Below are 26,676 nucleotides of genomic sequence, written 5' to 3'. Positions count from 1 at the left end.
TTGTGGGAGGAATGCACGTTGTATTATCCGGATGAACTAGTGGAAGAAATCAGAAGCAAAAATGATATCGTTAGTGTTATAAGCTCCTACATAAGGCTGCAAAAAAAAGGAAGTAATCATATGGGGCTGTGCCCATTTCATAATGAGAAAACACCCTCTTTTTCCGTAAGTGCAGGAAAGCAGATGTATCACTGTTTTGGCTGCGGTGTAGGTGGAAATGTATTTACCTTTATTATGGAGTATGAAAACTTTACCTTTGTGGAAGCGTTAAAGTTCCTTGCAGAAAGGGTGGGAATAGCGCTTCCGGAGCAGGAATATTCGGAAGAAGCAAAAAAACTGTCAGATTTAAAAAGCCGGCTATTGGAAGTGAATAAGGAGGCAGCAAAATATTTTTATGTTCAATTAAAATCTAACAGAGGACAAGCTGCGCATCAATATTTATTAGACAGAGGACTTAACGAAGACACCATAAAACAGTTTGGGCTGGGTTATGCGAACCGTTACAGTGATGATTTATATAAGTATTTAAAAAGCTTAGGCTATGAGGATGAATTTTTAAAGCAGTCCGGCTTGGTCTCCATAGATGAAAAAAGAGGGGGACATGATAAATTCTGGGATCGGGTTATATTTCCGATCATGGATGCCAACCATAGGGTAATCGGCTTTGGCGGCAGAGTGATGGGCAAGGTCGGTAATGAAGTTCCAAAGTATTTAAACTCACCGGAGACGAAGATATTTGATAAAAGCAGAAATCTATATGGATTAAATTTTGCCAGGACTTCACGGTTAACGAATATTCTGATATGTGAAGGTTATATGGATACCATAGCACTACATCAGGCAGGGTTTAATAATGCGGTTGCTTCTTTGGGAACAGCATTTACTGTATTTCATGCAAATCTATTAAAAAGATATACGAATGAAGTGCTTTTAACCTTTGATAGTGACACAGCGGGTATACAGGCAGCCCTTCGTGCGATTCCTTTATTAAAGGAAGCCGGATTAACCGTAAAAGTCATTGATATGAAACCCTATAAGGATCCGGATGAATTTATTAAGGCCCTTGGGGCAGATGAATTCAGAGAAAGAATCGCTTCGGCAAAGAATAGCTTCTTTTTTGAGATAGATGTACTTCAGAAGAATTATAATCTGAATGACCCGGAGCAAAAGACAAAGTTCTTTCATGAGACGGCTAAAAAATTATTACACTTTTCGGAAGAGCTGGAGAGGAATTTTTATACGGATGCGGTAGCGAAAGCCTATCGTATCGATGTGGAGCAATTAAAGAGACTGGTGAACCGGTTTGGTTCTCAGATTGTTGTAGGTGTGAACGATACGAAAGACTATCCGAATGATTTAAATCGGTATAAGAAGAAAACCGATGATGGTTTATCAAAATCTCAAAAACTTATGCTGACTTGGTTGATCGAGAATCCAACATTATTTGAGAAAATCAACGGAATTTTAGGCCCGGAGGATTTTACCGAAGGGATTTATACTAAAGTAGCAAGATTGGTATTCGAGCAATATGAAAAGGATAAGACAGTTGTCCCGGCCAAGATTATTAATTGTTTTGAAAGTATAGAAGAACAGACAGAGGTAGCAGCTTTATTTTCTGCAGGAATTCAGGGTGAAATGAATCCATCTGCATGGAATAAAGCACTATCCGATACGATAATGCGTTTAAAGGAAAGCAGTTTGGATAAACAAAGCCAAAAAGCAATTGAAGTTAATGATACCGTGCTGTTGCAAAAGATTATTGCACAAAAGGCCGAACTTAAGAAACATACCATATCATTCGATAACTAATGTAATCCGTAGAGACCGGCTTATGGTTACGGTTACTTAATATTGCATATTTAATCAAATGATGGTTAGAATATAAAAAGAGTTTAAGAAGGAAGGATTATCTATGGACGAGAATATAGTTAAATTTACAGAAAGGCTAAAGGAGCTATTGGCTTTTGCCGAAAAGAAGAAAAATGTCTTGGAATTTCAGGAAGTAAATGATTTTTTTGCAGATATGGAACTGGATCCTACCCGTATCGAGAAGATATATGATTACCTTGAAAAGCATAATGTTGATGTGTTGCGTATTTCAGAAGAGGATGACGAAGAAGAGGATATCATACTTGATGATGAGGAAGAAATTGAGCCCATAGATTTAACGATTCCGGAGGGTATTAACATTGAGGATCCCGTCAGAATGTATTTGAAGGAAATCGGTAAGGTTCCGCTCCTTAATGCTGATGAGGAAATTGAATTGGCAAGAAAAATGGAGGAGGGCGATGATTATGCGAAGAAACGTTTAGCAGAAGCAAATCTTCGTCTGGTCGTTAGTATTGCTAAGCGCTATGTGGGACGAGGTATGCTTTTCCTGGATTTAATACAGGAGGGTAATCTTGGACTTATTAAAGCTGTTGAGAAGTTTGATTATCGTAAGGGCTACAAGTTTAGTACTTATGCTACCTGGTGGATTAGACAGGCGATAACAAGAGCGATTGCTGACCAGGCTAGAACAATACGTATTCCGGTTCATATGGTTGAAACAATCAATAAATTAACCCGTGTTCAAAGGCAGCTCTTACAGGAACTGGGTCGGGAGCCTTCCCCGGAAGAAATCTCAGAAGTGATGAATATGCCTGTAGATAGGGTACGAGAAATCCAAAAGATATCTCAGGAGCCTGTTTCATTAGAAACGCCCATTGGTGAAGAAGAAGATAGCCACCTTGGTGACTTTATTCAAGACGATAACGTGCCGGTACCTGCAGATGCAGCTGCATTTACTTTATTAAAAGAACAGCTGGTTGAAGTTCTTGGTACCCTAACAGAGCGGGAACAGAAGGTATTAAGACTACGTTTTGGTTTGGATGATGGACGAGCCCGTACTTTGGAAGAAGTGGGTAAAGAGTTCAACGTTACCAGAGAACGTATCCGCCAGATTGAAGCCAAGGCTCTGCGTAAGTTAAGACATCCCAGCAGAAGCAGAAAGTTAAAGGATTATTTAGAGTAAAAATCGTGATTTGCGGATTAACATTTAGTTCTTTCATGTATCGTTAGTTTTGGAAACGATATTATTTAGAAAATGTATAAAGTATAAAAAACTCGGATATATAGAATCATATAAAATGAGTGCCGTTTATCGGCACTTTTTTGTTTCGTATGGATAAGTGAAGTCAGGTCTTAATCGACAGTCAGAAGTTTGTACCACATTCATATGCCGATATTTGATGCATTACAGACAAATGCAAGGAAGATATTCAGAAAAGCATTCTGTGGTTAGCCAGCCATAGACAGGATAAGTGCGCCCATACATAGAGAGATGAGGTCAGATGCCGGAAAATGATTAGGCATTTTTCGAGCGAATTTCTGCATGTCAGTTCGTTTTTCGAGCGACCGACGCATCTATCAGGGAGGAGCAAAGCGTAATAAACGCATGCAGAAATACCTGAAAATTGAGTTTGTTTTAAGGCGCTGACCTCATCCCCTATGAAAATGGACCTCTTATCCGTCCGTAGTACAAAAAAACTTAGAAGAAAAGTTGAATAGAACTTTCCCAATAAGTACTTGACCCAAACTTATAAGTACTAAGTGTGGTAAAATGTATAAAAATATGGTAAAATAATAAAAATGTTTATTTGAATATATTATGGAGATGATTATGCAGATATCAAAACGTTTACAGGCAGTAGCAGGTATGGTAACAAGAGGTAATCGTGTAGCGGATATAGGCTGTGACCATGCCTATACCTCTATCTATCTGATCGAAAATAACATATCCCCGAAGGCTATAGCGATGGATGTTAATCAAGGCCCGATGGAAAGGGCATTAGAAAATATTAAAAAATACGGATACGAAAGTAAAATTATTGTTCGAAAATCCGATGGATTAGAGCAACTTTCACAAGGGGAAGCGGATAGCATATTAATAGCCGGTATGGGAGGCAACTTAATGAATCAAATCCTCTCAGCAAGACCGGATGTGGTAGGAAGGGTACGGGAATTGGTATTACAGCCACAGTCAGAGGTTCATCAAGTACGTGAGCATTTAATGAATATCGGATTTTTAATCACGGCTGAGAATATGATAAAAGAAGACGGTCAATATTATGTTATGATGAAAGCAGAACCTGAGTTTTATGTAAAAAATAAAGAACCTTACAGGATTACTTTAGAGGAACATTATTACTATGGGAGACTATTACTGGAACATCAAAATCCTGTGCTGAGGGAGTTTCTTTTAAAGGAACGAAATCAATATGAAGAAATTTATGAGGCGTTATTACAATGGCCTACGGATAAATCAATAATCAGACAGAAGGAAATCTTATCTATGACTGAGCTTATTGATAAAGGTTTGAAATATTATTCATAAAGAGGAGAAATTTTAATATGAAGACGAATGTAATAGTTCAGATTAACGGAATCGAAAAAGAATATCCCATTAATACAAGTTTACTGGAAATTGCGAAAGAATATAAAAAGGATTATAAGGATGATATTATCTTGGCATATGTGAATAATAAACTCCGCGAGTTATTTAAAACTGTAACAAAAGACTGTGAGATTCGCTTTGTTACTACCAGGGATGACGCAGGTCATAAAACATATATGCGGGGTTTGATTTTAGTAATGCTGAAAGCATTTTATTCCGAGATTGGTTCGGATAATGTAGACAAGGTGGAAGTGGAATACTCTATCGGAAACGGACTTTATTGCCATTACACCGGAAAGCTTCCGTTAACAAAGGAACGAATTCAGGCAGTAAAGAAGCGTATGGAAGAGATTATAAGTAAGGATATACCGTTTATCAAAAGAAGCATCGGAACGGATGATGCGATGGAACTTTTTCGTCTTTATCGTATGCATGACAAAGAAAAACTATTCCGATATCGCCGAGTTTCAAAAGCGAATATTTATAATCTTGACGGATTTGAGGATTATTATTATGGGTACATGCCTCCAAGTTCAGGAATGTTAAAATATTTTGACTTGACCCAGTACGATGAAGGGTTCTTATTATTAATGCCTAACGAGAAGGATCCTACTGTAGTGAAACCTTTTGTTCCCCAGGTAAAGTTGTTTCATACCATGAAGGAATCCAATCAATGGGCAAAAATGATGGATATTGAGAATGTTGGTGCGCTTAATGATATTATTTCGCAGGGTAGATTTGGCGATCTAATATTGGTGCAGGAAGCTCTTCAGGAGAAAAAGATCAGTGAGATAGCTGAGGCAATTAAAAAAGCTGGAGGGAAAAAGTTTATTATGATCGCAGGTCCCTCCTCCTCCGGTAAAACCACATTTTCCCATCGTTTGTCAATTCAACTAAAGGCTCATGGTATGAAGCCACATCCAATTGCTGTGGATAATTACTTTGTAGATCGTGAAAAAACGCCCAGAGATGAAAAGGGAAATTATAATTTTGAAAGTCTATATGCAATTGATTTGGAACAATTTAACCAAGATATGACGAACTTATTGAACGGAGAAACAGTTGATATACCTGTTTTTAATTTTATAACCGGCCAAAGAGAATATAAGGGCAACTATACAACCCTTGGTGATGAGGATATATTGGTGATCGAAGGAATTCATGGTTTAAATGATGCGCTGTCCTATTCCTTGCCAAGAGAAAGTAAGTATAAGATATATATTAGTGCTTTGACACAGCTAAATATTGATGAGCATAACAGAATACCCACTACGGACGGAAGATTAATAAGAAGAATGGTGCGGGATGCCAGAACCAGAGGTGCTTCCGCTAAGACTACGATAGCGATGTGGCCCTCCGTAAGAAGGGGAGAAGAAGAAAATATATTCCCTTTTCAGGAAGATGCAGATGTTATGTTTAATTCAGCCTTGATTTATGAACTGGCTATCTTAAAGCAGTATGCTGAACCAATTTTATTCGGAATTGATCGGAATTGTGAAGAATATGTAGAAGCGAAACGCTTATTGAAATTTTTAGATTACTTTATAGGAACTCCTGCTGAGGCAGTACCAAAGAATTCGATATTAAAAGAATTTATCGGAGGAAGTTGCTTTAAGGTATGAGCAGCACGATAAGCCGGGTTCTGTCTTGAATGGTCATCTATCTTGACCGTATGTTACCATACGGCTCAAGCACCAGCTTTCGCCGATGCTACGCGACCTACCCTGAAGCACGGCGGGCAACCGTATCGCTTCATGTTCGGTCTTGCTTCGGGTGGGGTTTACATCTGCCCCTTCTGTTACCAGAAGGGCGGTGGTCTCTTAAGCCACCTTTCCATCCTTACCTAACCTAACGGTTAGGCGGTTTATTTCTGTTGCACTAGCCTGGGAGTCGCCTCCACCGGACGTTATCCGGCACCCTGCCCTATGAAGCCCGGACTTTCCTCACCTTACAAAAGGCGCGACCATCTGTGCTACTCACAGTAAGTATTCTATCATGTACCGTTCAAAAAGTAAATGAGGAACCATTACCAATCAAACAACAAATAATGTAAAAGCAGAGTTTTATCTTTATTAAAATCACACCATATTGATTTATTAATGAGATTCAGGACTATTCTACAGGTGTAATTTTAAGAAAAAATTAAAGATTGAAGGGAATTTCTATGGTAATATGGTAATTACCATGAGTTAATGCATGTTATGGTTTTATATGGAGGAAAACATGAATGAAAAAGACGGGTATTTTAGTCATTGATGATGATAAAGAGATAGCTGATCTGGTAGAAATACATCTGGTAAGTGAGGGGTATCAGGTCTGGAAAGCAAATAGCGCAAAAGATGGGCAGCAACTTCTGGAAAACGAGGATATTAAACTAGTCATATTAGATATTATGATGCCCGGCACGGATGGACTGACCTTTTGTAAAGAGATACGGGAAACAAGTACCATACCGATCATTATGTTAAGTGCCAGAAGTACGGATCTCGATAAAATTATCGGGCTGGGAACCGGTGCAGATGATTATGTCACAAAACCATTTAATCCCTTAGAACTAACTGCCCGTGTGAAATCTCAATTACGAAGATATACAAAGTTTAATCCCGGTGCTCACGATGAAAAACAGGGTAAAGAGATTGTTCTGGATCATCTTATTATTAACAAAGATAATCATAAAGTAAATGCATACGGCAAAGATGTAAAGCTAACGCCAATTGAATTCGATATTTTATATCTGTTAGCAAGTAATGTCGGAAGGGTATTTTCAACCGATGAAATCTTTGAAAGAGTTTGGAATGAGAAGATGTATGAAGCGAATAATACGGTAATGGTACATATCCGCAGAATTAGAGAGAAGATAGAGATGGATTCACAAAATTCTAAGATTATTAAAACCGTTTGGGGAGTGGGTTACAAAATTGAACAATAGTATATTTAAAAGTTTTCGATTCGAGATTGTATTGTATAGCTTACTTAGTTTATTGTATACAATGCTAACACTGGCGATCATTAATATTGGAATTTATCTGGTGTTTCAAGAGGGGTCCTGGAATTTATCCGGGCCACCGGCGGTACTGGTGTCCGTTCTTACGATAGCGGTAGGGATTATACTGTTCATTACTTATTTTTTAATACTGACACAGAAATTTGTTAATTATATTAAAGTAATAGCGAATGGAATTAACGAGATATCCCTTGGTAATTTAGACAATCGTATTGTTATTAAAAATGAAGATGAGTTTGCTTTAATTGCTGATAAATTAAACCAGATGGCCGATGATATCAAAAAAATCATGGAGAACGAGCGAAGAAGTGAATACGCTAAAAACGAACTGATAACCAGTGTGGCTCATGATCTTCGTACTCCATTGACTTCGATTATCGGTTATTTAGATCTGGTATCATCTAAGAAACTTTCAATTCAAACCCAAAAGAATTATGTAGAAATAGCATATAATAAATCAAAACGATTGGAAAAGCTGATAGAAGATCTGTTTACCTATACAAAATTTAACTTTGGAGAAGTAAAAGCGAATTATACAGAAGTGGATATGGTGAAATTAATCGATCAGCTTCTGGATGAGTTTTATCCTAGTTTTAAAGAAAATGAGCTAGAGTATGAATTTAAAACAATTCAAAATAGCTTAGTTATACATGCCGATGGTGATCTCCTAGCAAGAGCTTTTGCAAATCTAATCAGTAATGCAATTAAATATGGTAGGGATGGTAAGAACATTTTGTTAAATCTGAGTAAAGAAGAAGAGGGAGTGACTGTAACAATTACCAACTATGGCGAAATAATTCCTGTGAAGGATTTAGAGCAGATTTTTCAGCGGTTTTACCGAGTGGAATCCTCTAGATCCAGTGAAACCGGCGGAAGTGGGCTGGGTCTTGCGATTGCCCGTAGTATCATTAAGATGCATGGTGGTGATATAAAAGCAGAAAGTGGTTCCAAGGGTACTGTATTTACAGTTAGATTAAATTATGAACCAAAAACAAATTGAGCCACAGGATAACCATACCAAGTCAGTACAATCCGAATGTACCGTAACACTTGTAAGATTTATTCTGTGGCTTTCAACTTGAGAAACTATGAAAACGGAAGAAGAAAAAATATATAACCATATTATAACACAAAATTTAAATTAAGGTAGTCCTTTTTTAAAATTTAAAACAAAGTTAACATATTTGTCTAATTATTCATAATCTGTTATATTCTTCATAACACTTCACAAAACATATATTTGACAAGATTATTCCATAAAAATGAAATGAAACACAGTTTTACCTGATTAAAATATTTGTTTTAATTTATCTAATATCTGTTATAAAGCTATAATTTCCAAATCGTAATTTCTAAGACCGTAAATACTAAGATCGTAATTTCTAAAACAGACCTATATATAAAGCAATACATATTCAATACTTATACATTAAAATACTAATCGCGAGTTATACTTTGTATTTTTAGATCGTATATTGAGGATCTTACTCTAAGTTTTATATGATCATATGTAAGCTTTTGAATTATCAGTTCCTATTAATATAATTTTTTTGATCGAGTGTATCTGCATAGGATAAGAGTTTCTTAGATATCCGAAGTTTCTGATAGGTAGAAGCATACGTAATCTCATCCATTCCTTCTATATAATTCTGAGGAAAGTTCTTATTTAATCCTTTCTCATTTAAAATAAGTGCTGCTTTATTATAAGCGATTGCAGCCTCATTATCTGTAGAATATCGTCCAATTAAAAAATCTCCGTTAATATGTATTTTTGCCGTATAAACCGGTAATCCTTTATGAAAGGTTTTTGTTACACCGTGATATCGGTTGATAATTTCAATATTACCATAACGGTAATCGGTATCATCCCCATTGATAAATAGATAGTCCCTTCCGGGAACTGCATAGTTTTTAATACCATACCGTGCCAGAATGTTTACCTGCATTCCGTAATCACTAACGAATAGATGACCACCCCGTTTTAGTATCTTATGATGAGCATAATAAAACAGATCGTCCACATCGAATTTAAGAGGTGTATTTATATCTATATAATATAGAAAAAAGCGTTTCTTAATATAAATAGGATTTTTAAAATAGATATGGTTATCTCTAAAATTGATTAATACGACCCATTTATGAAATTCAATAATGCAGTCAGAGGGATAATTATCTATCCTGTAAGGAGAAGATTCTAAAAGAATATCTCCGGCCAGATCATAGGCTTTGTTAGCGTCCTCTTCCTTTGGATAACTTCCAAGACTGATATGCTTTCCTTTATAAGTAATGGAGGCTCTATAATAGATCTCCCCACTTTTTTTACGTGCAAGATAAACTCCGGGTAACAATCGTAAACACCTCCTCCTACTTACTATATCAAATTCATATGGACTCTGCAATCATGATTCGGGTGATGAAAGTATTAAACGTATAAATAAGTCTTCCTAAGTTTAAAGTTCAAATATGATTAATGTATCAAAAAGTACTACGCACTTTTCCTGATGATATACATTGCTATTTGTAAGACTGCTTACATAGCAATGTATATCATCAGGAAAGAACCAAAGGTGCTTTTGACATCTTTAGGTAACTATATAGTAAAACTTTTGGCCATCTGATACTTTCGCCAATTATTCCGTAATAATACTTTTATTTACTAAAACGAAATCCAGTAAATGGAAGAAAAATGTGTTTGTCTGATTCTATTCACTGCGTATTAACCCTCTAATACATAAAATATTAACAAAATATTAAATAATATTGCTGTAGTATGAGGCTTAATTTCCTTATATTGCTTACTATTGTAGTAGAAAATGCATAAATAAAATAGAACACGAGTAAAATAATTAATATATGCTTAACAATTTGTTAAAAATATCTTGTTGATAATATATAAATTATTCAGCTGTAATAGAGTTTAGGTTGTTATAAATTACCATTGATGTAAAATATAGTAAGTTATAAATCGGTGCAAATAACGAAATTAAAGCTTTGTTATTGACACAAAAAAGGTGGATGCCTATAATGCATGATAGTGTTACTAGAAAATCCATAAATTGGAAGCACACAAAATGAAGCACTATGCTTTAAGAAAAGAGGAAATAGTTATGGTTATAATAAATTCGTTTCTTCAGAAGAGGAAAATGCACGAAAGTCGCCATGGTTTTCATATGGTAATATTGGCTTACGTACTTTCTTTTTTGCTACTGGTATTTGGTTCAGATGCTTTGTATAACATCAACACCGGAGCAGAAGGAATAAGCATGAATACGAATGAAGCAACAAAAATGCTGTCGGGAAATATTACGACACACAAAGAGAGTGAACCCCAAGCGCTCCTGTTACAGTCAAAATCGATTAACCCTAATGGGATGTTAGAGGTTAAGAATAATCAAATTTATAAGGCACAAATTCCGATCCAAAAACAGTCGGAGGATTTAGATGCTACAAACTGGGTTCTGGGTTATGCAATGGATTCTGTTGAGTACGATATGTTAATGGATAAAATATCTGATTCAGTAGCAGAACAAACTGAACATAAGCAAACAGATACAGCCGAGGGGACCATAGAAAGCTTCTCTACACAAAATAAAACCCAGCCTTTATACTCAGTCACAAAGGAAGAGCTAACTATGTTAGAGAGAATTGTGGAAGCCGAAGCAACCGGAGAAGATATGATTGGGAAAATATTGATTGCCAATGTTGTGTTTAACCGATTGCATGATGAGGAATTTCCTAAAACCATCAAAGGCGTCATATTCCACAAAGTGGGTGGGGAATATCAATTCTCACCTGTATCAGATAAGAGGTATTGGAATATAAGCATATCCGACGAAACGAAAGAAGCAGTACAGAGGGCATTGGAAGGAGAAGATTATTCCAAGGGAGCGCTTTATTTCATGGCCAGAAAGAGAACCAGAAAGAGCAGTGCAAGATGGTTTGATAATAATCTAGATTGGCTGTTTAAGCATGGCGGTCATGAATTTTATAAGAACAAATAATAGTAAAACAGTATTGTAACCGCCGAATATGCGTGGTATACTTATTCGCAATAAGCGAAGTGCTGTGATAAAGGTGCCGTACCGTAAACGCATTTTGTTTTAGGTATGGCACTTTTTAGCATCGTTTAATCTATCATAAAAGAAAGACGTAGCAGATATTATTACTCAAGCAGTACGGGAGTTGTAAGTACAGACGGTCTTAATATAATTCGCTTATAATTAATCACAATAAAATATGGTTTAGTCAGTTAAAAATGGCCTGAAATTCAGGTGCATAAAAATATATTTAAGAAGGGAAACGATGTGATATGAACCTGATGTATCAGAGTACTAGAAACCAGGATAACAAAGTAACGGCATCTCAAGCTGTCCTTCAGGGATTATCCCCGGATGGAGGATTATATGTTCCGGAGACAATACCGGTTTTAACGAAAACCATGGCAGAACTATCGTCAATGAATTACCGGGAAGTTGCCTATGAGGTAATGAAGCATTTTCTGACGGATTATACACAGGAGGAATTAAAGGATTGTATTGAAAAAGCATATGATTCTAAATTCGACACACCGGAGATTGCTCCACTAAAAAAAGTCGGAGAGGCATACTATCTGGAACTGTTTCATGGTGCTACCATAGCATTTAAAGATATGGCATTATCCATTCTGCCGCATTTACTCACTAAGGCAGCTAAGAAAAACAATGTAAAGGAAGAAATCGTAATCCTTACGGCCACCTCCGGTGATACCGGTAAAGCTGCATTGGCAGGCTTTGCAGATGTGGAAGGTACCAAAATTATTGTTTTCTATCCGAAAGATGGCGTTAGCTCTGTTCAGGAGAAGCAGATGGTAACACAAAAAGGGGACAATACATCGGTAATTGGCATTAAAGGGAACTTTGATGATGCCCAGACCGGTGTAAAGAATATCTTTAATAATAAAGAGCTGGCAGAAAGAATGAAAAAAGCAGGATATCGTTTTTCCTCTGCCAATTCCATTAATATCGGTAGACTGGTACCTCAAATTGTATATTATGTCTACTCTTATGCTGATTTATATAGGAAGAAACAGGTAGAGCAGGGAGAAAAAATCAATGTGGTTGTTCCGACGGGAAATTTCGGCAACATTCTAGCGGCTTATTACGCAAAGCACATGGGAGTACCGATTAATAAATTAATCTGTGCTTCCAATGAGAATAAAGTGTTATTTGATTTCTTTGCAACCGGTATCTATGATAAAAATAGGGAGTTCATATTAACGACTTCACCGTCCATGGATATTCTGGTTTCCAGTAATCTGGAGAGATTGATTTATCATATAGCCGATGGTGATGTAAAAAAGACAGAGGAACTCATGCATTCACTATCTACCAAAGGTTCCTATGAAATCACGGAAGGTATGAAGAAAAATTTGGAAGGGTTTATCGGAGGCTGGGCATCTACAGAGGAGACTAAGACTTCGATTAAAAAAGTATATTCTGAGCATGGATATGTCCTGGATACTCATACCGCAGTTGCTGCAAGTGTTTATGATAACTATGTAAAACAGACCGAGGATAGAACAAAAACAGTTATTGTGTCAACTGCCAGTCCCTATAAATTTGCGGAAAATGTATTGGAAGCAGTGGGAGTGAAACCAATTCCTAAGGAGGATTATGATCAGGCCAAGGCTTTAAACCAGGTATCAGGGGTAGAGATACCTGGGGCGGTCAACGATCTTTTTGAGGCTCCGGTACTGCATAATTCTGTCTGTGAAAGCGGAAAAATGCAGGAAATGGTAGAAAACAATCTTAAAATAATCTAACTATGACAAAAGCATGACATAAATTTGACACATACAAGGTGCAATATATAACCATAGTCAAAGCAATGAGACAGGAGCCAACCGACAGATACAGAAGTAACAGATGATGTCACATCCTATTCAACATCTGTTATAGCTGTGAAAGATTGGTTGAGGAATGTGAGGAGTAAGGGGTTATCCCTACAAGCTTTTTTGACTAAATATAATCTAGTCCGGCCCTGATAATTACGATGGTGAGGAAAGTAAGTCAAACTGGTAAAAAATCCAAATGGAGTAAGAAAAAGACTTGACCTTTTTTTCCTTTATTGTTATAATCATCTTGTTGTTGGAACGATTATATTGCTGCGTTTTTCGCTTGTGCATTTTACAGGAAGAAACCATGTAAAATAGCCAGAGAACGCAAAGTATAATACCAAACCATATATTTTAAGGAGGAAGTAAGAATATGAAGAAGAAATTCTTTAAGAAGTTGTCCTTCGTTCTTGCATTAGCGATGATCATTTCAGTTGTCGCTCCTGCTGCCGGAGCTTTCGCTGCTGCTGCACCGAAGCTTAACTCTACAAGAAAGTATTTACACCTTGCTGTAGACGGTAAAGACGAGTTTAACTTCAACATTAGCAACAAAAAGTCAGGCTGGAAATATTTCTGGGAATCCTCTGACGAGAACGTAGTAGTAGTTAACGAAAAGAACGGTGTTACCACTGCTACAGGCGCTGGTACAGCTAAAGTTTCCGTAGTTATCACTGATAAAGACGGCGAAGAGCAAGCTGAATTAAAGGCTACTGTAACTGTTAGAGATAACATCAAAGAACTTACAATTACTAACAAGCCTGAAGGCGACAAGTTAGCAGTTGGTGTTGAAAATGATTTCAACAGAGACTATGTAACAAACGCTAACCTTACTAAAGGTTCTCAGGCAATCACAAGATGGGTTGTTGAGCCTTCTGACGGCGCAACCATCAGTGATAAGGGTGTATTCGTAGCTACTAAGGCTGGCGATTATAAAATCACTGCTGTATCTTTCCAATCTAAGCCGAGATACACTGCTTGGTTAAAGACTGATATGTCCTTAACTCATGAAGATGTAACTGCAACTGCAAGCTATGAGTTTACTGTAGCACCTTCTATGGTAAGTGCTAAACAGGTTGACTTAGATACAGTTAATGTTACTTTTGACTCTGCTATGACAGATGTTGACAAAAACATTGCTGTTTATCAGTTAGTAGGCGATACAAAGGTTAAACAAATCATTTCTAAGGTAGAGATGGATGATGCTAAGAAAGTAGCTTCTGTATCCCTTTACATTCCTTTCGCTAAAGGATCAACATTCTCAATCGAGTATCCTAATATGGATGCAGTATCCTTTAAGGCAGCTACTACTAATGCTGAAGATGTAACTTCCATGAAGGTTCATACAACTACTGCAGTTAAAAACGTAGAGAAGGCTGTTGAAGTTAAATTATTTAACGCAGAAGGCGTTGATATTACTACTGATACTCTGTTAACAAGAGTAACCATGAAGTCTTCCGGCGAACAAGGTACTTTCTTCAATGAAGCAACCAAGAGAGTCCTGATTTTCGAAACAGGTAAGACCACAACAATTACTGCAACCTATCACACCTATAAGTATAATTCAACAACAGGTGCTGAAGAAGGAAATGTAACAGCAGCTGGCATTATCACTGGTGTTGATGCTGATGCAACTAATATCACTGGATTAGCAGCTTGGACTATCGTTACTAGCGGACCTGATTTCAATGATGTTAAGCAGATGCTTGCAGCAGATGATTATGGTAAGAGATTATTCGTTAAGTTAAACAACAAGACAGGTAATACCACTGGTTCTGTTAACAGTGATGCTAATTCTGGAGACTTTGACTTTACATCTTCAGACGAGTCTATCTTAATTGTTGGTAGCAATGGTAGCTTATATCCTGTTAAAGAAGGTGTTGCAACAGTAGTTGTTAAGTATGCTACATCCGGAACTAAGGTTCCTGTTGCTACTGTAGCAATCACTGTAAGCGCTAAGAAAGCTGCAACAAACTTCACTTTAGACGCTTATGAGTTCTCATTATCCAATACTGTAGGTCTTGGTGATAGTAAGAATGTTAAGATGACTATGAAGGATCAGTTAGGTAGACCGTTTGTATTCACTGGTTATAAGGTTGAAAGATTATCTGCACCTCTTCAAAGTGATGGTGTTACTATGACAACAGATAATGTAATTACACCTGTTACTGATACAAGTACAACATCTAACGCTGACGGCGAGATCACTATAACCTTTAACGGTGACAGTGGTGCCTCTGCTAATCCGATTGACAAGGGTGTATATGTATACAAGATTACAGCTAAGGATATCTCCAGAGTTGTAACAGTAAATGTACAGGAAGCTAATAACTCCACTGTATCCTACTATAGACTTGCTTTAGGTACAACATCCAAGGATATGAAGATTGCTTCTTGGACTTCATTACCTCAATCTGTAAGCATTGACTTATTCGGATATTCATCCAATGGTGTTAAATTAGTTAAAGTTGATTTAACTAATACAACTGATGCATTCCGTGTTGAAGTAGATGCTCCTTGGGATAGCGTTAACCCTGATGGACAGAAATTCTTAGATACCGCTAATCTTACTGCAACAGGTTATGAAGTAGTTAACACAGTTGCTGTTGCAGGCGTAACCGGAAGTGTTATCCGTAAGGCTCCTGTAGGATCCTATAAGGTTACCGCTTACAACGGATCAACAGCAGTTGATACTGTATACTTCTCAACAGTTGATACACAGAGTCCAGCAGTTCTTTCTGATATCAAGAGCCAGACTTATACTATTACTCTGAGTCAAGCTGATATCGATAATGGTACTGCAGCATTAATTACCGCTGTTGGTGGTGTTGATGATAACAATGGTCTTAAGTTCAAGGTTGATGGAGCTAGCGTTAACATCGTAGCAGTAGAAGCTGTAGGTACTCCTGAAGCGATCGCTGTTAAGACTGTAACTGTTAGAAAGTTAATCAAAGATAATGCCGATGATACTCAGGATGTATATCTTGATTACAAGGTAAACGTTGGCTTAAACATGAAGAAGAAATAATTCATATTAAAGCTAAATACTAAATAAACTCAAGGGTATGGTTCTTATGGACCATACCCTTTTTGACTACAGTATGTTGTGTGTTGGTTTTACGTCAATAGTTGGAGTGAGATTCTGATATACCTCTCCTAAGTAGACAAGGTAAATAACCAAAATCTACTTAGGAGATATTTTCATGTATAAAATTAAATACTCACACACATATTAATTAAAGTTGACTAGGAATACCTTTTTGGGGAAAATCACTGATGAATGCAAGAAAATCTGGATATGAATGTAAAAATTGGATGTGTAAGAGACTTGGTATTTCCAGAATAGCTTATTATAAGTGGTTACACCGTAAAATTCCGGAACAGGTATTAGAGCATCTTAAGTTGGCGGAACTAATTGAAGAGCATGATGAGATCTTTTGTCGTATGTTAGGTTACCATAGAATGACAACGTGGATTAACCATTTCAATCACACAACTTATAGCAAGAAAAGAGCTTACGAATTATGAAGAAGTTAAATACTCGTGCTGTAATTCGAAAGTAAAGAAGAAATATAAATCTAGCTCGCCTGAAACGACTACTGAAAATAAGTTACGAAGAGATTTTTATGAAACCAAGCCAAATCAGAAATGGTCTACGGATGTTACAGAATTTAAGGTTCAGGGTGAGAAGAAAAAACTGTATTTAAGCGCCATCTTGGATTTGTATGACAGATACCCAGTTTCATTTGTGATTAGTCGCAGAAATGATAATAATTTGGTAATTAGAACATTTGATAAAGCAATCACCTCTAATCCGGATGAAAAGCCTATTTTTCACAGTGATAGAGGTTTTCAATATACAAATATAGTTTTCCAAAAGAAACTGAAGAAACAGGAAATGGCACAATCTATGTCTAGAGTTGGACATTGTATTGATAATGGTCCCACGGAAGGTTTTTGGGGAATTATTAAAACGGAAATGTATCAACTATATGAGATTACAGATAAAGCATCATAAAAATATGCAATTTAAGATTATATAAGATTCTATAACGAAGTACGTTCACAGGATAGATACAAGTGTAAAACACCTTTAAAAGTACGAACTGAAGTATTAGCTGCCGTTAATCCTACAGAGTATCCCATTCCAAAAAACAAACTGATTGTGAAATATAAAGAGAAATGGTGTGCATAGAAAAAACGACCACATAATTTGTTGTGGTCGATCTTCTGCACTTCGTTTAAGATACTTAAACTGTCTAATTGATAGGGGCATATCATTCAATCGAATCATACCTTAAACCCTTAAGAGGAGCCCATATTGCTGTCATTTTTATTATTGTTCTTTTCCATCTTCTTTGCTTTAGCTAAGAAAACCTCTTCTTCTATAAGGGGCTTTGCTTTTCTGTTAACTGCAATACCCAGTCCTATTAATCCCCAGAAGATTGGCGCTACTGTAATAGTTGAGTCATTAGAAAAACCAATAACCATATAACTAATCGTTCCTATAAGAATAGCCACACCTACCTGAGCATAGTAGCTTTTATAGAAGCCTTTAATATATAGGCGAACGCTAGATAGAAAATACATGATATAGAAGGCTAGGAAAGCGATTAAAGATAATACTCCTGTTTGTACGCCTATTTGCAGATATAAATTATGGGGCTTTGTAAGGAAGAGTTGTGAAAATCCATAATTATATAAGTTTACGTAATCTTGTTGAGGAAATGCAATTGCAAATGTATCAGCTCCTGAACCTAACAAAATATGTTCTTTTAATAATGGTATGGTTCTAGACCAGATGTAACCTCGACTTGATGCATATCTTTCATAACCTGTAAAGATAGCCGAAGGTGCATTAATTATCTTATCAAGTTTACCATATCGATTAATATAATAGTAGGTGCCATCTTGTGTTTGGTTTGTAAAAAACCATTTGTATCCTCTTATATTGACAAAAAAACTAGGTACATTATTATAATTTGCCGGACCAATCTGAAATCCCGGAAAACGTTCATCTTGAACTGTGAAAAATAACTGTTCATTATCAAAGGTTGTTTTTATTTCATTATAATTTTGATCCAGGATTATAAAATCACCATAACCATCTACAATATTATAACGTATGTGCATCTGATTTTTGTTATAGGTGATAACAACTTCATCAGGATTCGTTTGAATTTCAGTTAAAGGTTGTTCTTGCTTGGTGAATTTAGCTGCTATTTTTATTTGATTAACTAATATATTATTATTCTTTGCATTATAGATACCTACAACTGTTATTATTAATATCACCAACGGAATAGTAATATAGAAATATTTTATTATATGTTTTAAAAGAACGAAAAATGTAAATATTCCAGCTACAGCTAGTCCAATAATTCCTGTCTTAGATTGTGAACCAATTAAGCTTACAAGAACGCCGACTAAAGCAAGTAAATAAACAGGGATCATAATAATCTTTTTTGATAACAGTGCTAATATAAAAAGTATCGGAGCAATCAAACCGGCATAAATACCTACGTAATTGGGATTGTATAATGTTAGGTAGACTCGATTTGCTTGAATGTTAAACTGGATTTGATCTAACTCTCCCCAGTATGCTCTTGGAAGCATTAATTTTAAACCTAGTTCTGTAGCCAAGAAGTCATGTCCAAGATACTGTGTAAGACCTAGAACACTCATAATAATCACACTTATGATAAAAGAGTTTATGATAAATTTAACATCCTGTTCAGTTTCTATAATTAAGTAGATATAGTAAACCGTTAGGCAATAACCAAGGATTACCAAGACTGATTCAAAGTGTTCATGAATACCACTGAAACTGAAACTTCTATATCTAGATAAAACTGAGGATAAAAGTGATAAAGCAGCATATACAGATAGAGGTATGAAAATAGGTGAATACGCTAAGCTTGTTTTACTTACATACGCTTTAATAACAATGACTAGAAGCATTATAAATGAAATACTTACAAAAAGCCATTGTTTATAATACAGGAAGAAATCAACATACTGATTATTTACTGTAAAAAAAGGAAATTCAGAAAGACGAGTTTCATACTCGTGCATTCTAACAATAAAGGGAAGAATAGATATGATAAATACTATGGGAAGTAGCAACCATTTATTTGTGGCCTGAGCCACTTCAACTTTGCCAGACTTCTTCTGATACATTTGTCGTTTTTTATCTTTATGATCACGCCTATATGTTTTATTAGACATAGTACATTATACTCCTTTTCGTTTCATTGTTTTTATTATACATCAGGAATAGGGTTTGTTCAACAAAAGGATGTTATATATAATGCCTAAATCAATGCATATTATTGAAAAATTAACTCCTAGTATTTAATGCCTTGTTTGCTGTTAATATCCATAGGATATGGATGCATATATTGATGTAAAGTCTTATCTATAAAAAGTATACAGTCCTGAAAATTCTTATCTATGAGATCAAGTTTGGATTTTATATTAAAGTTTATTTATAATTTCTCATGAAACGTCCTTGCAATGACCTCATCCTTTTGTTTTTCATTCAAAGAGTTAAATCTCACCGCATAACCTGAAACCCGGATCGTCAGATTGGGGTATTTTTCAGGATGATTTTTAGCATCAATTAACAAGTCTCGGTTTAGTACATTGACGTTTATGTGGTGTCCTGCAGATGAAAAATAACCATCCAATAAAGCCGTCAGGTTTTGTATGCGAACAGGTTCACTTTTACCCAGAGTTTCAGGTGTTACGGTAAAGGTATAGGAGATACCGTCTCTACAATCGTCATAATCTAGTTTAGACACGGATAAGAGAGAAGCTAAGGCTCCTTTTTGGTCTCTTCCGTGCATAGGATTAGCCCCGGGAGCAAAGGGCTCACCATATTTTCTACCATCAGGTGTTGATCCGGTTTTCTTACCATATACAACATTACTGGTTATAGTTAAGATGGACAGGGTATGGATTGCATTTCGATAAGTTGGATGTTTACGAAGTCTCTTTATAAATTCTTCAACCAGATTAGAAGCAATCAGATCGACCCTTTCATCGTTATTACCAAAGGAAGGATAGGTTCCCTCGATCTCAAAATCTGTAATAACTCCACGAGCATCCACTTTTGGCGTGACTTTTGCATATTTAATCGCACTTAAGGAATCAGTGACAACCGATAGTCCAGCGATACCAAAGGCCATGAATCTTTCCACAGCTGTATCATGTAAGGCCATCTGAAGCTTCTCATATGCATATTTATCATGCATGTAATGAATAATGTTCATTGTATTTACATAAAGATCACACAGCCAATCCATCATAGATAAAAATCTTTCTCTAACTTCATCGTAGTTAAGAACTTTTCCAACGGGAAAAGGGTTCATTATCGGACCAATCTGTTCTCCGCTAATTTCATCTTTTCCTCCGTTTAAGCTCATGAGTAGTACTTTAGCTAAATTGCAGCGGGCACCGAAGTATTGCATCTGTTTTCCGATTCTCATTGCGCTTACGCAGCAAGCAATTCCATAATCATCACCGTAGCGGGCTCGCATTAAATCATCATTTTCATATTGGATAGAGTCGGTTTCGATTGACATTTTGGCACAATAGTTTTTGAAGTTGCTTGGCAGGTTTTCCGACCATAATACGGTTAAGTTTGGTTCGGGAGCAGGTGAGAGATTGCTTAAGGTATGAAGAAAACGATAACTGTTTTTGGTAACTAGGCTATTCCCTTCTTCTGTAATGCCTCCGATGGCTTCTGTAATCCATAGAGGGTCACCGGCAAATAATTCATTGTATTCTGGTGTACGAAGCTGCCTTGCCATACGTAGCTTTAAGACAAATTGATCTATTATCTCCTGTGCCTGCGTTTCACTCAATAAACCACTTCTTAAATCCCGTTCAAAATAGATATCAAGGAAGGTTGAAGTACGACCAAGGGACATGGCAGCCCCATTCTGTTCCTTAATAGCGCCCAAATATGCAAAGTATAGCCATTGTACGGCTTCCTTAGCCGTAGAAGCCGGTACCGATATATCAAAGCCATATCCGGCAGCCATTTCTTTTAATTGTTTTAGAAAATCAATCTGTCGGAATAATTCCTCCAAGGTACGGATTGTTTCCTCATCCATTGGACGATGCCCTAGCGAAAGCTTATCCTGTTCCTTCTGTTTTATCAGATAATCTACTCCGTATAATGGTACGCGACGGTAATCACCGATAATTCGACCTCTTCCGTAGGCATCCGGTAGACCGGTTATGACCCCGCTTTTTCTGGCTTTTTTCATCTCCGGTGTATAGACACGAAACACGCCGTCATTGTGTGTTGTACGGTACCTAAAATGCGCTTCCACCTCCTCTGAAAGAGAATATCCATAAGCTTCACAGGATTGCCTTGCCATTCGGATTCCACCAAAAGGATTAACGCCCCGCTTTAAAGGAGAATCCGTTTGAAATCCAAATATAATTTCATTCTCTTTGTCTAAATAAGCTGGGTCATAGGTGAGAAGGGAGGAAACACGGTCTGTATTGATGGCATAGACTCCTTTTTCGTGCTCTATTTTTGCTAATTCTAGATATTTTTCATTCAGCTCCAGAGTTTTATCTGTAGCCGTAGTAAGAAAAGAATCATCGCCATCATACGGCTTATAATTTGTTAAGATAAAATCTCTTACATTAATTTCATTTTGCCATTTACCAGGTTTAAAATCATACCATGCATTCATTTTTCCATCTCCCATATAGTGTTATTTATAGTAAAATTAATGGATGTTTATATCTGAACCAGTACCAGTTCAATTTTTTTGCAGATATTTTCGCGTAATAACTTAGAAACAGTTTTCTGATATCTTGGTAGAGGCTATGACACGAGTTGGCCGAAACGGTCATAACCAACTAATCTAAAACAAATTATGATAAAACAATAATAATAAAAATGAAAAACAGTGATAAATAACCGGGGGATAAGTGACTCATTATATAAATCAATTTGTTAAAAAATTAAAGATAGATCTATGTTAGAGAGGTAGTAACATACACTTATATTTTTGCGAGTTAATTAAGGGATTAAGGGTTGCTACCCTTTGCTTTAAAACATAGAGAAGCATATATTGACTATTTAAATTTGTTAAGAATCAAAAAACCGCCCGAGCTTTCGCCCAGGCGGTCGACATTTATTTTTAGCTTCCAGTTAATACAAAAAAGCTCAATGATCGGTCCCCCGTGGTTTTCCACTTATCCGCCAGTTCCGATCATATTTATTATATGCCTAAAAAACTTAGTTCGTCAATAGTTAAGACATTGATATATTCTAATGTAATATATTATTAGAAGTAATAATTGATGTTAGTATAATAGTAAGAATATAACTGATCGCTATAATATTATCTTCTTATTAATTCCCTGATTTGTGGTACTTTTCGTAATAAAGGTAATAACAAAGAGGTTAAGATTATACTAAAGATTGTCTGAATGATATTAAAAGGTGCACCAATAATTCCTTTTGCAATTCCATAGAGATATGACTCTAAGATAAAGTAACCCAGTGTAACGGCTACTCCACCAAAAAGACATGCAAAAAATAAGGAATAATGTCTAATATACTTATAAGCGAAATATCCGACAATAGCCGCGACCATTTTAACAATTAGCGTAACCCAGAAAAAGGGGTAACTAACATACAAGTCAGCAAACATTGAGCCGATACCGGCTGCTAAACCTCCGTATACCGGACCTAATACAATACCGGATAGAATAACAAAGGTATCTCCGGGGTGAATATAAGCGCTCTCAACAAAGGGAACCTTTATGGGAAGAATAGCTGTAGCAACGCAGGTTAAAGCAGCCATTAAAGCAGCTGTAACCAGTTTGGTGATTTTACTGGAATTCATAAAAATTTGCCTCCTTAAATAATGTCTTATTTCTATCTTAATCTAAAATTATTATCTGAAATCATATCATAAAAAAAATCACATTACAAGATAGCATTTAACTTTTACCTTGCATTTATCTCTAATAGTCTAAACAGGTTGACATAGGGTAATACTTATAATATAATATGTAAATGCAAATGAGTTGCAATTAGATAAAGGAGAATATAAGTTATGAAAAAGAAATTATTTATGCTGATTAGTATTATGGCAATACTTTTAGTAGGTACAATACTTTTTATTATGATAAATCAGAATAACAATAATGAAAGAGAGAAAGCAAAAATCCAAGTTGCTACATCCTTCTATCCAACCTATATCATGACTTTAAATTTAGTTGATCAAATTGACGAGATTGAAGTTAGAAGCTTAACGGATTTTAGCGCCGGATGTCTACATGATTATCAACTTACAACAGAAGATATGAAAATTTTATCAGAGGCTGATGTTTTAATCATGAATGGTGGAGGAATGGAAACATATATTGAGGATGTTATAAATAATTATCCTGATTTAGGTCTAATTAATAGTAGTAAAGGCATTCCTATGTTATCCGGTGAAGAAGAGGAACATGACGAGGAAGGTGAGGAGGAAGAGGAAGAAGAGGAACATGAGCATGGACCAAATCCTCACGTATGGTTGGACCCACAGCTTTATATTACCCAAATCATAAATGCCAGAAACGGACTTGTATCATACATACAAGAACGGGCAAGCATAGATGAGACAATCAGTGACGAAATATTAAACGAATTAGTGCAAAAAATCGAATCAAATGCACGGGAATATATTCGAAAAGTAACGGATCTGGATTCTGAATATGTAGAGAACTTAAAACGGGTTCAGGAAAATGCGTCTCAGTCTCCTAAAAATAATAAGGTTGTTATATTCCATGATTCCTTTGAATATATAGCAGCACGGGCAGGACTAGAAGTTGCTTATACCGTTGAAGTAGAAGAGGATACAGCTCTAAGTGCCGGGGAAATAGCTGAGGTTATAGATTTAATCAGACAGGAGGGTATACCCTATCTGTTTACAGAGGAACAATACGGAACAGATATTACGCAGCAAATTGAGAAGGAAACGGATGCAGATGTTTACGTAATTGATTCAGGGGTTACCGGAGACGGAACGAAAGATTCTTATCTGAATGCAATGCAAAATAATCTGAATACGCTGCAAGAAGCCTTTCGATAGGGAGTAGCAATGAAAAATAATTCTGTAAAAATAAAAAAGCATAAAGTAACAGATTGCGCTTCTGAAGCTGCCTGTGGTCTTCATTGCATTAAAATGAATGGGATTAGTGTTCGGGATGGAGATCTGACGATTATAGAAAACATTAACCTTCATATCCACTGCGGTAAAATCACGGTAATTATAGGGAAAAACGGTGCCGGGAAAAGCACGTTGATTAAAGCAATTTTAGGTGAGATAAAGCATGAAGGAACAATAGAATTTACAAATCTCAGAAATCAGATGATGGAAAATCTGAGTGTTGGATATGTTCCACAGTATATTAATATGGAAAAAAATACACCGATGAGCGTGTATGACCTTTTTGCAGGATATATTAGTAATTCTCCGGTTTTTTTAAGAAAAAATCCAAAGGTATATGCCAAAGTAAAAGAGCAACTAAGTATCTTCGAAGCACAGGATTTGATTGATAAGCGGGCTTGTGATTTATCCGGGGGAGAGTTACAAAGAGTATTATTATCAATTGCAATAACACCGGTTCCGAATCTGTTGCTGTTGGATGAACCGGTGTCAGGAATTGATAAAAATGGTATGCAGTTATTTTACAAAAACATCGATATGCTAAGAAAAAACTATGATTTAGCTATGATAATTGTAGCCCACGATTTTGAATTTGTCCAAAAATATGCTGATTACGTAATACTTATGGACAGGAAAATTCTTGTCGAAGGAACACCGCAAGAGGTGTTGGAAAGTGAAGAATTTAAGAGAGTTTTCAGATAAATCTATGCATCTTCCTTGATGGATGTAAAAGTTCTTTCGGTGATAGTAACAATCTAAAAGCGTTTTCAGATAAATCTATTCACTTTCATTGGTGGTGGATATAAAAATTCTACAGTGAAAGTAACAATTTTACTTAGCGTTATAGGTATTTCTTGCAGAGATTATCATAAGCCAGATAATGCTTTCTTTAGTAGCATGATAGATTTAATGAAAAACATTGAATAGTTATAATCTATATCATAGAACTAATAGTTTCAGACATATAAAATGTCTATGAATAAGCAAATACTCTATAACATGGAATGGTTAATTGGTTTTACCAGGGTGAGATCAATGTTCTTAGTAATTTAGGAAGGATAAGTATGATTGGGTTTGTCGAAAATATCATACACATACTAATATGGAAACAATATATAAGATAATGGAAATGCTTTTACCCTTTTCATGGATGGAATATCTATTTATGAAAAATGCATTGTTGGCTATTTTGATTATTACACCCTTATTTGGTGTATTAGGCACGATGATTGTTAATAACCGCATGGCATTTTTTTCAGATGCATTAGGACACTCAGCCTTAACCGGTATAGCAATCGGAACTGTATTCGGAGTTACCAACACGAATATTACTATGCCTGTATTTGCAGTTGTGTTTGCCCTTTTATTAAATAAGATCAAACGAAGAAAGACGGTATCCACGGATACGGTTATATCTGTGTTTGCTTCCCTTAGTATGTCAATCGGGCTTGTAATATTGTCAAAGGGCGGTAATTTTGCCAGGTACTCAGGTCTGTTGGTAGGCGATATCCTAAGTATAACCGATAGAGAATTGTTATCTTTGTTAATTATCTTTGTTATAACAATAGTGTTCTGGATTGTAGGGTTTAATAAGTTACATGCAGTTGGTGTAAATGAAACCTTAGCAAAAAGTAAAAAAATTAATACAAATCTTATGGAGGATCTATTCAGTGTATTAATTGCTGTCATAGTTATGTTTTCGATTAAATGGGTGGGTATTCTAATTATTAATGCCTTATTAATATTACCGGCAGCAGCCAGTCGTAATATTGCGGGTAATATGAGAGAATACCATCTGTTTTCTGTAATGATCTCAATGTTCTCCGGCATTCTTGGATTAATTGTCTCCTATTATAGTGGCACGGCCACCGGCCCTACAATTGTTATCATATCTGCTGTAATCTTCTTTTTGACACTTTATATCAGGTTGGTAAAAAAGAGAACCTGAAAATAACAGTAACAAGTAAATAAAATCATAACGTAAACTATATGTTACTGGAAATTAAACTTAAAATAAAACTAGTAAATATATATAGATTACCAATACACAAACATAATTTATAAGCAATAAAATAAGTACTTATGAAACCTTAACATGAGAAAAAATAATACGTATCATAAGGAAAAATAATAGATAAATAGAATAAACAGGTTTACATATTTCCTTAATTTGTAT

At 35.9% G+C, this 26,676-nt stretch carries 18 protein-coding genes, 1 other RNA gene and 1 riboswitch; of the genes, 14 read left to right on the top strand and 5 right to left on the bottom strand.

All coding sequences use genetic code 11. From position 1 onward, the window contains the following. Nucleotides 1-18: 18 nt before the first annotated feature. The 4 genes from dnaG (at nt 19) to I5677_RS05450 (ending at nt 6,057) form a co-directional block, all read left to right on the top strand. A complete protein-coding gene (gene dnaG / locus I5677_RS05465; RefSeq protein WP_197660571.1) occupies nt 19-1,809 on the top strand; it encodes a DNA primase in 1,791 nt (596 codons plus the stop codon). A gap of 103 nt (nt 1,810-1,912) precedes the next feature. After that, nucleotides 1,913-3,013 carry an RNA polymerase sigma factor RpoD gene (gene rpoD, locus I5677_RS05460; RefSeq protein WP_197660570.1) on the top strand — a complete coding sequence of 367 codons (1,101 nt, stop codon included), beginning with the start codon at nt 1,913-1,915 and terminating at the stop codon, nt 3,011-3,013. A 648-nt stretch (nt 3,014-3,661) separates the two neighbouring features. Next, nucleotides 3,662-4,375, top strand: a complete 714-nt coding sequence (locus I5677_RS05455; protein ID WP_197660569.1) for a tRNA (adenine(22)-N(1))-methyltransferase — start codon at nt 3,662-3,664, stop codon at nt 4,373-4,375. 17 nt (nt 4,376-4,392) lie between these two features. Beyond that, nucleotides 4,393-6,057, top strand: a complete 1,665-nt coding sequence (locus tag I5677_RS05450; RefSeq protein ID WP_197660568.1) for a nucleoside kinase — start codon at nt 4,393-4,395, stop codon at nt 6,055-6,057. On the opposite strand, the gene rnpB is transcribed toward I5677_RS05450, so the two are convergent. After that, an RNA gene (rnpB, locus tag I5677_RS05445) (RNase P RNA component class A) lies at nt 6,051-6,414 on the bottom strand. The two genes, I5677_RS05450 and rnpB, sit on opposite strands and share 7 nt — an antisense overlap. A gap of 248 nt (nt 6,415-6,662) precedes the next feature. Between rnpB and I5677_RS05440 the strand changes: the two genes are divergently transcribed. Next, nucleotides 6,663-7,364, top strand: coding sequence for a response regulator transcription factor (locus I5677_RS05440; protein ID WP_197660567.1), 702 nt, complete (start codon nt 6,663-6,665; stop codon nt 7,362-7,364). Then, nucleotides 7,354-8,439, top strand: coding sequence for a sensor histidine kinase (locus I5677_RS05435; RefSeq protein ID WP_243456506.1), 1,086 nt, complete (start codon nt 7,354-7,356; stop codon nt 8,437-8,439). Before I5677_RS05440 ends, I5677_RS05435 begins: the two co-directional genes overlap by 11 nt. A 526-nt stretch (nt 8,440-8,965) precedes the next feature. On the opposite strand, the gene I5677_RS05430 is transcribed toward I5677_RS05435, so the two are convergent. After that, entirely contained in the window at nt 8,966-9,787 is an 822-nt protein-coding gene (locus I5677_RS05430; RefSeq protein WP_197660566.1) for a hypothetical protein, read from the bottom strand. A gap of 759 nt (nt 9,788-10,546) precedes the next feature. Between I5677_RS05430 and I5677_RS05425 the strand changes: the two genes are divergently transcribed. The 5 genes from I5677_RS05425 to I5677_RS05405 all read left to right on the top strand — a co-directional run bounded on the left by I5677_RS05425 (nt 10,547) and on the right by I5677_RS05405 (nt 17,326). Continuing rightward, nucleotides 10,547-11,440, top strand: a complete 894-nt coding sequence (locus I5677_RS05425) for a cell wall hydrolase (RefSeq protein ID WP_197660565.1) — start codon at nt 10,547-10,549, stop codon at nt 11,438-11,440. 308 nt (nt 11,441-11,748) lie between these two features. Next, nucleotides 11,749-13,239: a threonine synthase gene (thrC, locus tag I5677_RS05420; RefSeq protein WP_197660564.1), complete on the top strand. Its 1,491-nt coding sequence runs from the start codon at nt 11,749-11,751 to the stop codon at nt 13,237-13,239. A gap of 445 nt (nt 13,240-13,684) precedes the next feature. Then, on the top strand, nt 13,685-16,336 hold the full coding sequence (locus tag I5677_RS05415; RefSeq protein ID WP_197660563.1) for a hypothetical protein: 2,652 nt from the start codon (nt 13,685-13,687) through the stop codon (nt 16,334-16,336). Between the two features lie 248 nt (nt 16,337-16,584). Beyond that, nucleotides 16,585-16,836 carry a hypothetical protein gene (locus I5677_RS05410; RefSeq protein WP_197660562.1) on the top strand — a complete coding sequence of 84 codons (252 nt, stop codon included), beginning with the start codon at nt 16,585-16,587 and terminating at the stop codon, nt 16,834-16,836. Beyond that, nucleotides 16,790-17,326: a DDE-type integrase/transposase/recombinase gene (locus I5677_RS05405; RefSeq protein WP_197660721.1), complete on the top strand. Its 537-nt coding sequence runs from the start codon at nt 16,790-16,792 to the stop codon at nt 17,324-17,326. The genes I5677_RS05410 and I5677_RS05405 overlap by 47 nt, the downstream gene beginning before the upstream one ends. A 287-nt stretch (nt 17,327-17,613) precedes the next feature. On the opposite strand, the gene I5677_RS05400 is transcribed toward I5677_RS05405, so the two are convergent. The 3 genes from I5677_RS05400 to I5677_RS05390 form a co-directional block, all read right to left on the bottom strand. Then, a complete protein-coding gene (locus tag I5677_RS05400; protein WP_197660561.1) occupies nt 17,614-19,536 on the bottom strand; it encodes an O-antigen ligase family protein in 1,923 nt (640 codons plus the stop codon). 260 nt (nt 19,537-19,796) lie between these two features. After that, the gene (gene pflB, locus I5677_RS05395) at nt 19,797-22,022 is read right to left on the bottom strand and encodes a formate C-acetyltransferase (RefSeq protein ID WP_197660560.1); all 2,226 of its coding nucleotides are present in this window, start codon (nt 22,020-22,022) and stop codon (nt 19,797-19,799) included. A 423-nt stretch (nt 22,023-22,445) separates the two neighbouring features. Then, nucleotides 22,446-22,555: riboswitch (ZMP/ZTP riboswitch) on the bottom strand. Between the two features lie 124 nt (nt 22,556-22,679). Further along, entirely contained in the window at nt 22,680-23,186 is a 507-nt protein-coding gene (locus I5677_RS05390; RefSeq protein ID WP_197660559.1) for an ECF transporter S component, read from the bottom strand. Nucleotides 23,187-23,399: 213 nt separating this feature from the next. Here I5677_RS05390 and I5677_RS05385 point away from each other — a divergent pair, with 213 nt between their 5' ends. The 3 genes from I5677_RS05385 to I5677_RS05375 all read left to right on the top strand — a co-directional run bounded on the left by I5677_RS05385 (nt 23,400) and on the right by I5677_RS05375 (nt 26,448). Further along, nucleotides 23,400-24,422, top strand: a complete 1,023-nt coding sequence (locus tag I5677_RS05385) for a metal ABC transporter substrate-binding protein (RefSeq protein WP_197660558.1) — start codon at nt 23,400-23,402, stop codon at nt 24,420-24,422. Nucleotides 24,423-24,431: 9 nt separating this feature from the next. After that, nucleotides 24,432-25,202 (top strand): metal ABC transporter ATP-binding protein, encoded by a 771-nt coding sequence (locus tag I5677_RS05380; protein WP_197660557.1) that lies wholly within the window; start codon nt 24,432-24,434, stop codon nt 25,200-25,202. Nucleotides 25,203-25,602: 400 nt separating this feature from the next. Beyond that, entirely contained in the window at nt 25,603-26,448 is an 846-nt protein-coding gene (locus I5677_RS05375; RefSeq protein WP_197660556.1) for a metal ABC transporter permease, read from the top strand. Nucleotides 26,449-26,676 lie beyond the last annotated feature (228 nt).

The sequence above is a fragment of the Mobilitalea sibirica genome (assembly GCF_015999265.1).
GTDB classification, from domain to species: domain Bacteria; phylum Bacillota; class Clostridia; order Lachnospirales; family Lachnospiraceae; genus Mobilitalea; species Mobilitalea sibirica.
The sequence above is the reverse complement of the archived record's forward strand: the minus strand, read 5'-3'. Positions and strand labels throughout refer to the sequence as shown.

Bases quoted from the DNA above. Each gene is read 5' to 3' on its own strand.
- I5677_RS05390 (WP_197660559.1), bottom strand. From the start codon at position 23,186: ATGAATTCCAGTAAAATCACCAAACTGGTTACAGCTGCTTTAATGGCT.
- I5677_RS05400 (WP_197660561.1), bottom strand. From the start codon at position 19,536: ATGTCTAATAAAACATATAGGCGTGATCATAAAGATAAAAAACGACAA.
- I5677_RS05450 (WP_197660568.1), top strand. From the start codon at position 4,393: ATGAAGACGAATGTAATAGTTCAGATTAACGGAATCGAAAAAGAATAT.
- I5677_RS05380 (WP_197660557.1), top strand. From the start codon at position 24,432: ATGAAAAATAATTCTGTAAAAATAAAAAAGCATAAAGTAACAGATTGC.
- I5677_RS05440 (WP_197660567.1), top strand. From the start codon at position 6,663: ATGAAAAAGACGGGTATTTTAGTCATTGATGATGATAAAGAGATAGCT.
- I5677_RS05385 (WP_197660558.1), top strand. From the start codon at position 23,400: ATGAAAAAGAAATTATTTATGCTGATTAGTATTATGGCAATACTTTTA.
- thrC (WP_197660564.1), top strand. From the start codon at position 11,749: ATGAACCTGATGTATCAGAGTACTAGAAACCAGGATAACAAAGTAACG.
- pflB (WP_197660560.1), bottom strand. From the start codon at position 22,022: ATGAATGCATGGTATGATTTTAAACCTGGTAAATGGCAAAATGAAATT.
- I5677_RS05425 (WP_197660565.1), top strand. From the start codon at position 10,547: ATGGTTATAATAAATTCGTTTCTTCAGAAGAGGAAAATGCACGAAAGT.
- I5677_RS05455 (WP_197660569.1), top strand. From the start codon at position 3,662: ATGCAGATATCAAAACGTTTACAGGCAGTAGCAGGTATGGTAACAAGA.
- I5677_RS05375 (WP_197660556.1), top strand. From the start codon at position 25,603: ATGGAAACAATATATAAGATAATGGAAATGCTTTTACCCTTTTCATGG.
- rpoD (WP_197660570.1), top strand. From the start codon at position 1,913: ATGGACGAGAATATAGTTAAATTTACAGAAAGGCTAAAGGAGCTATTG.
- I5677_RS05415 (WP_197660563.1), top strand. From the start codon at position 13,685: ATGAAGAAGAAATTCTTTAAGAAGTTGTCCTTCGTTCTTGCATTAGCG.
- I5677_RS05410 (WP_197660562.1), top strand. From the start codon at position 16,585: ATGAATGCAAGAAAATCTGGATATGAATGTAAAAATTGGATGTGTAAG.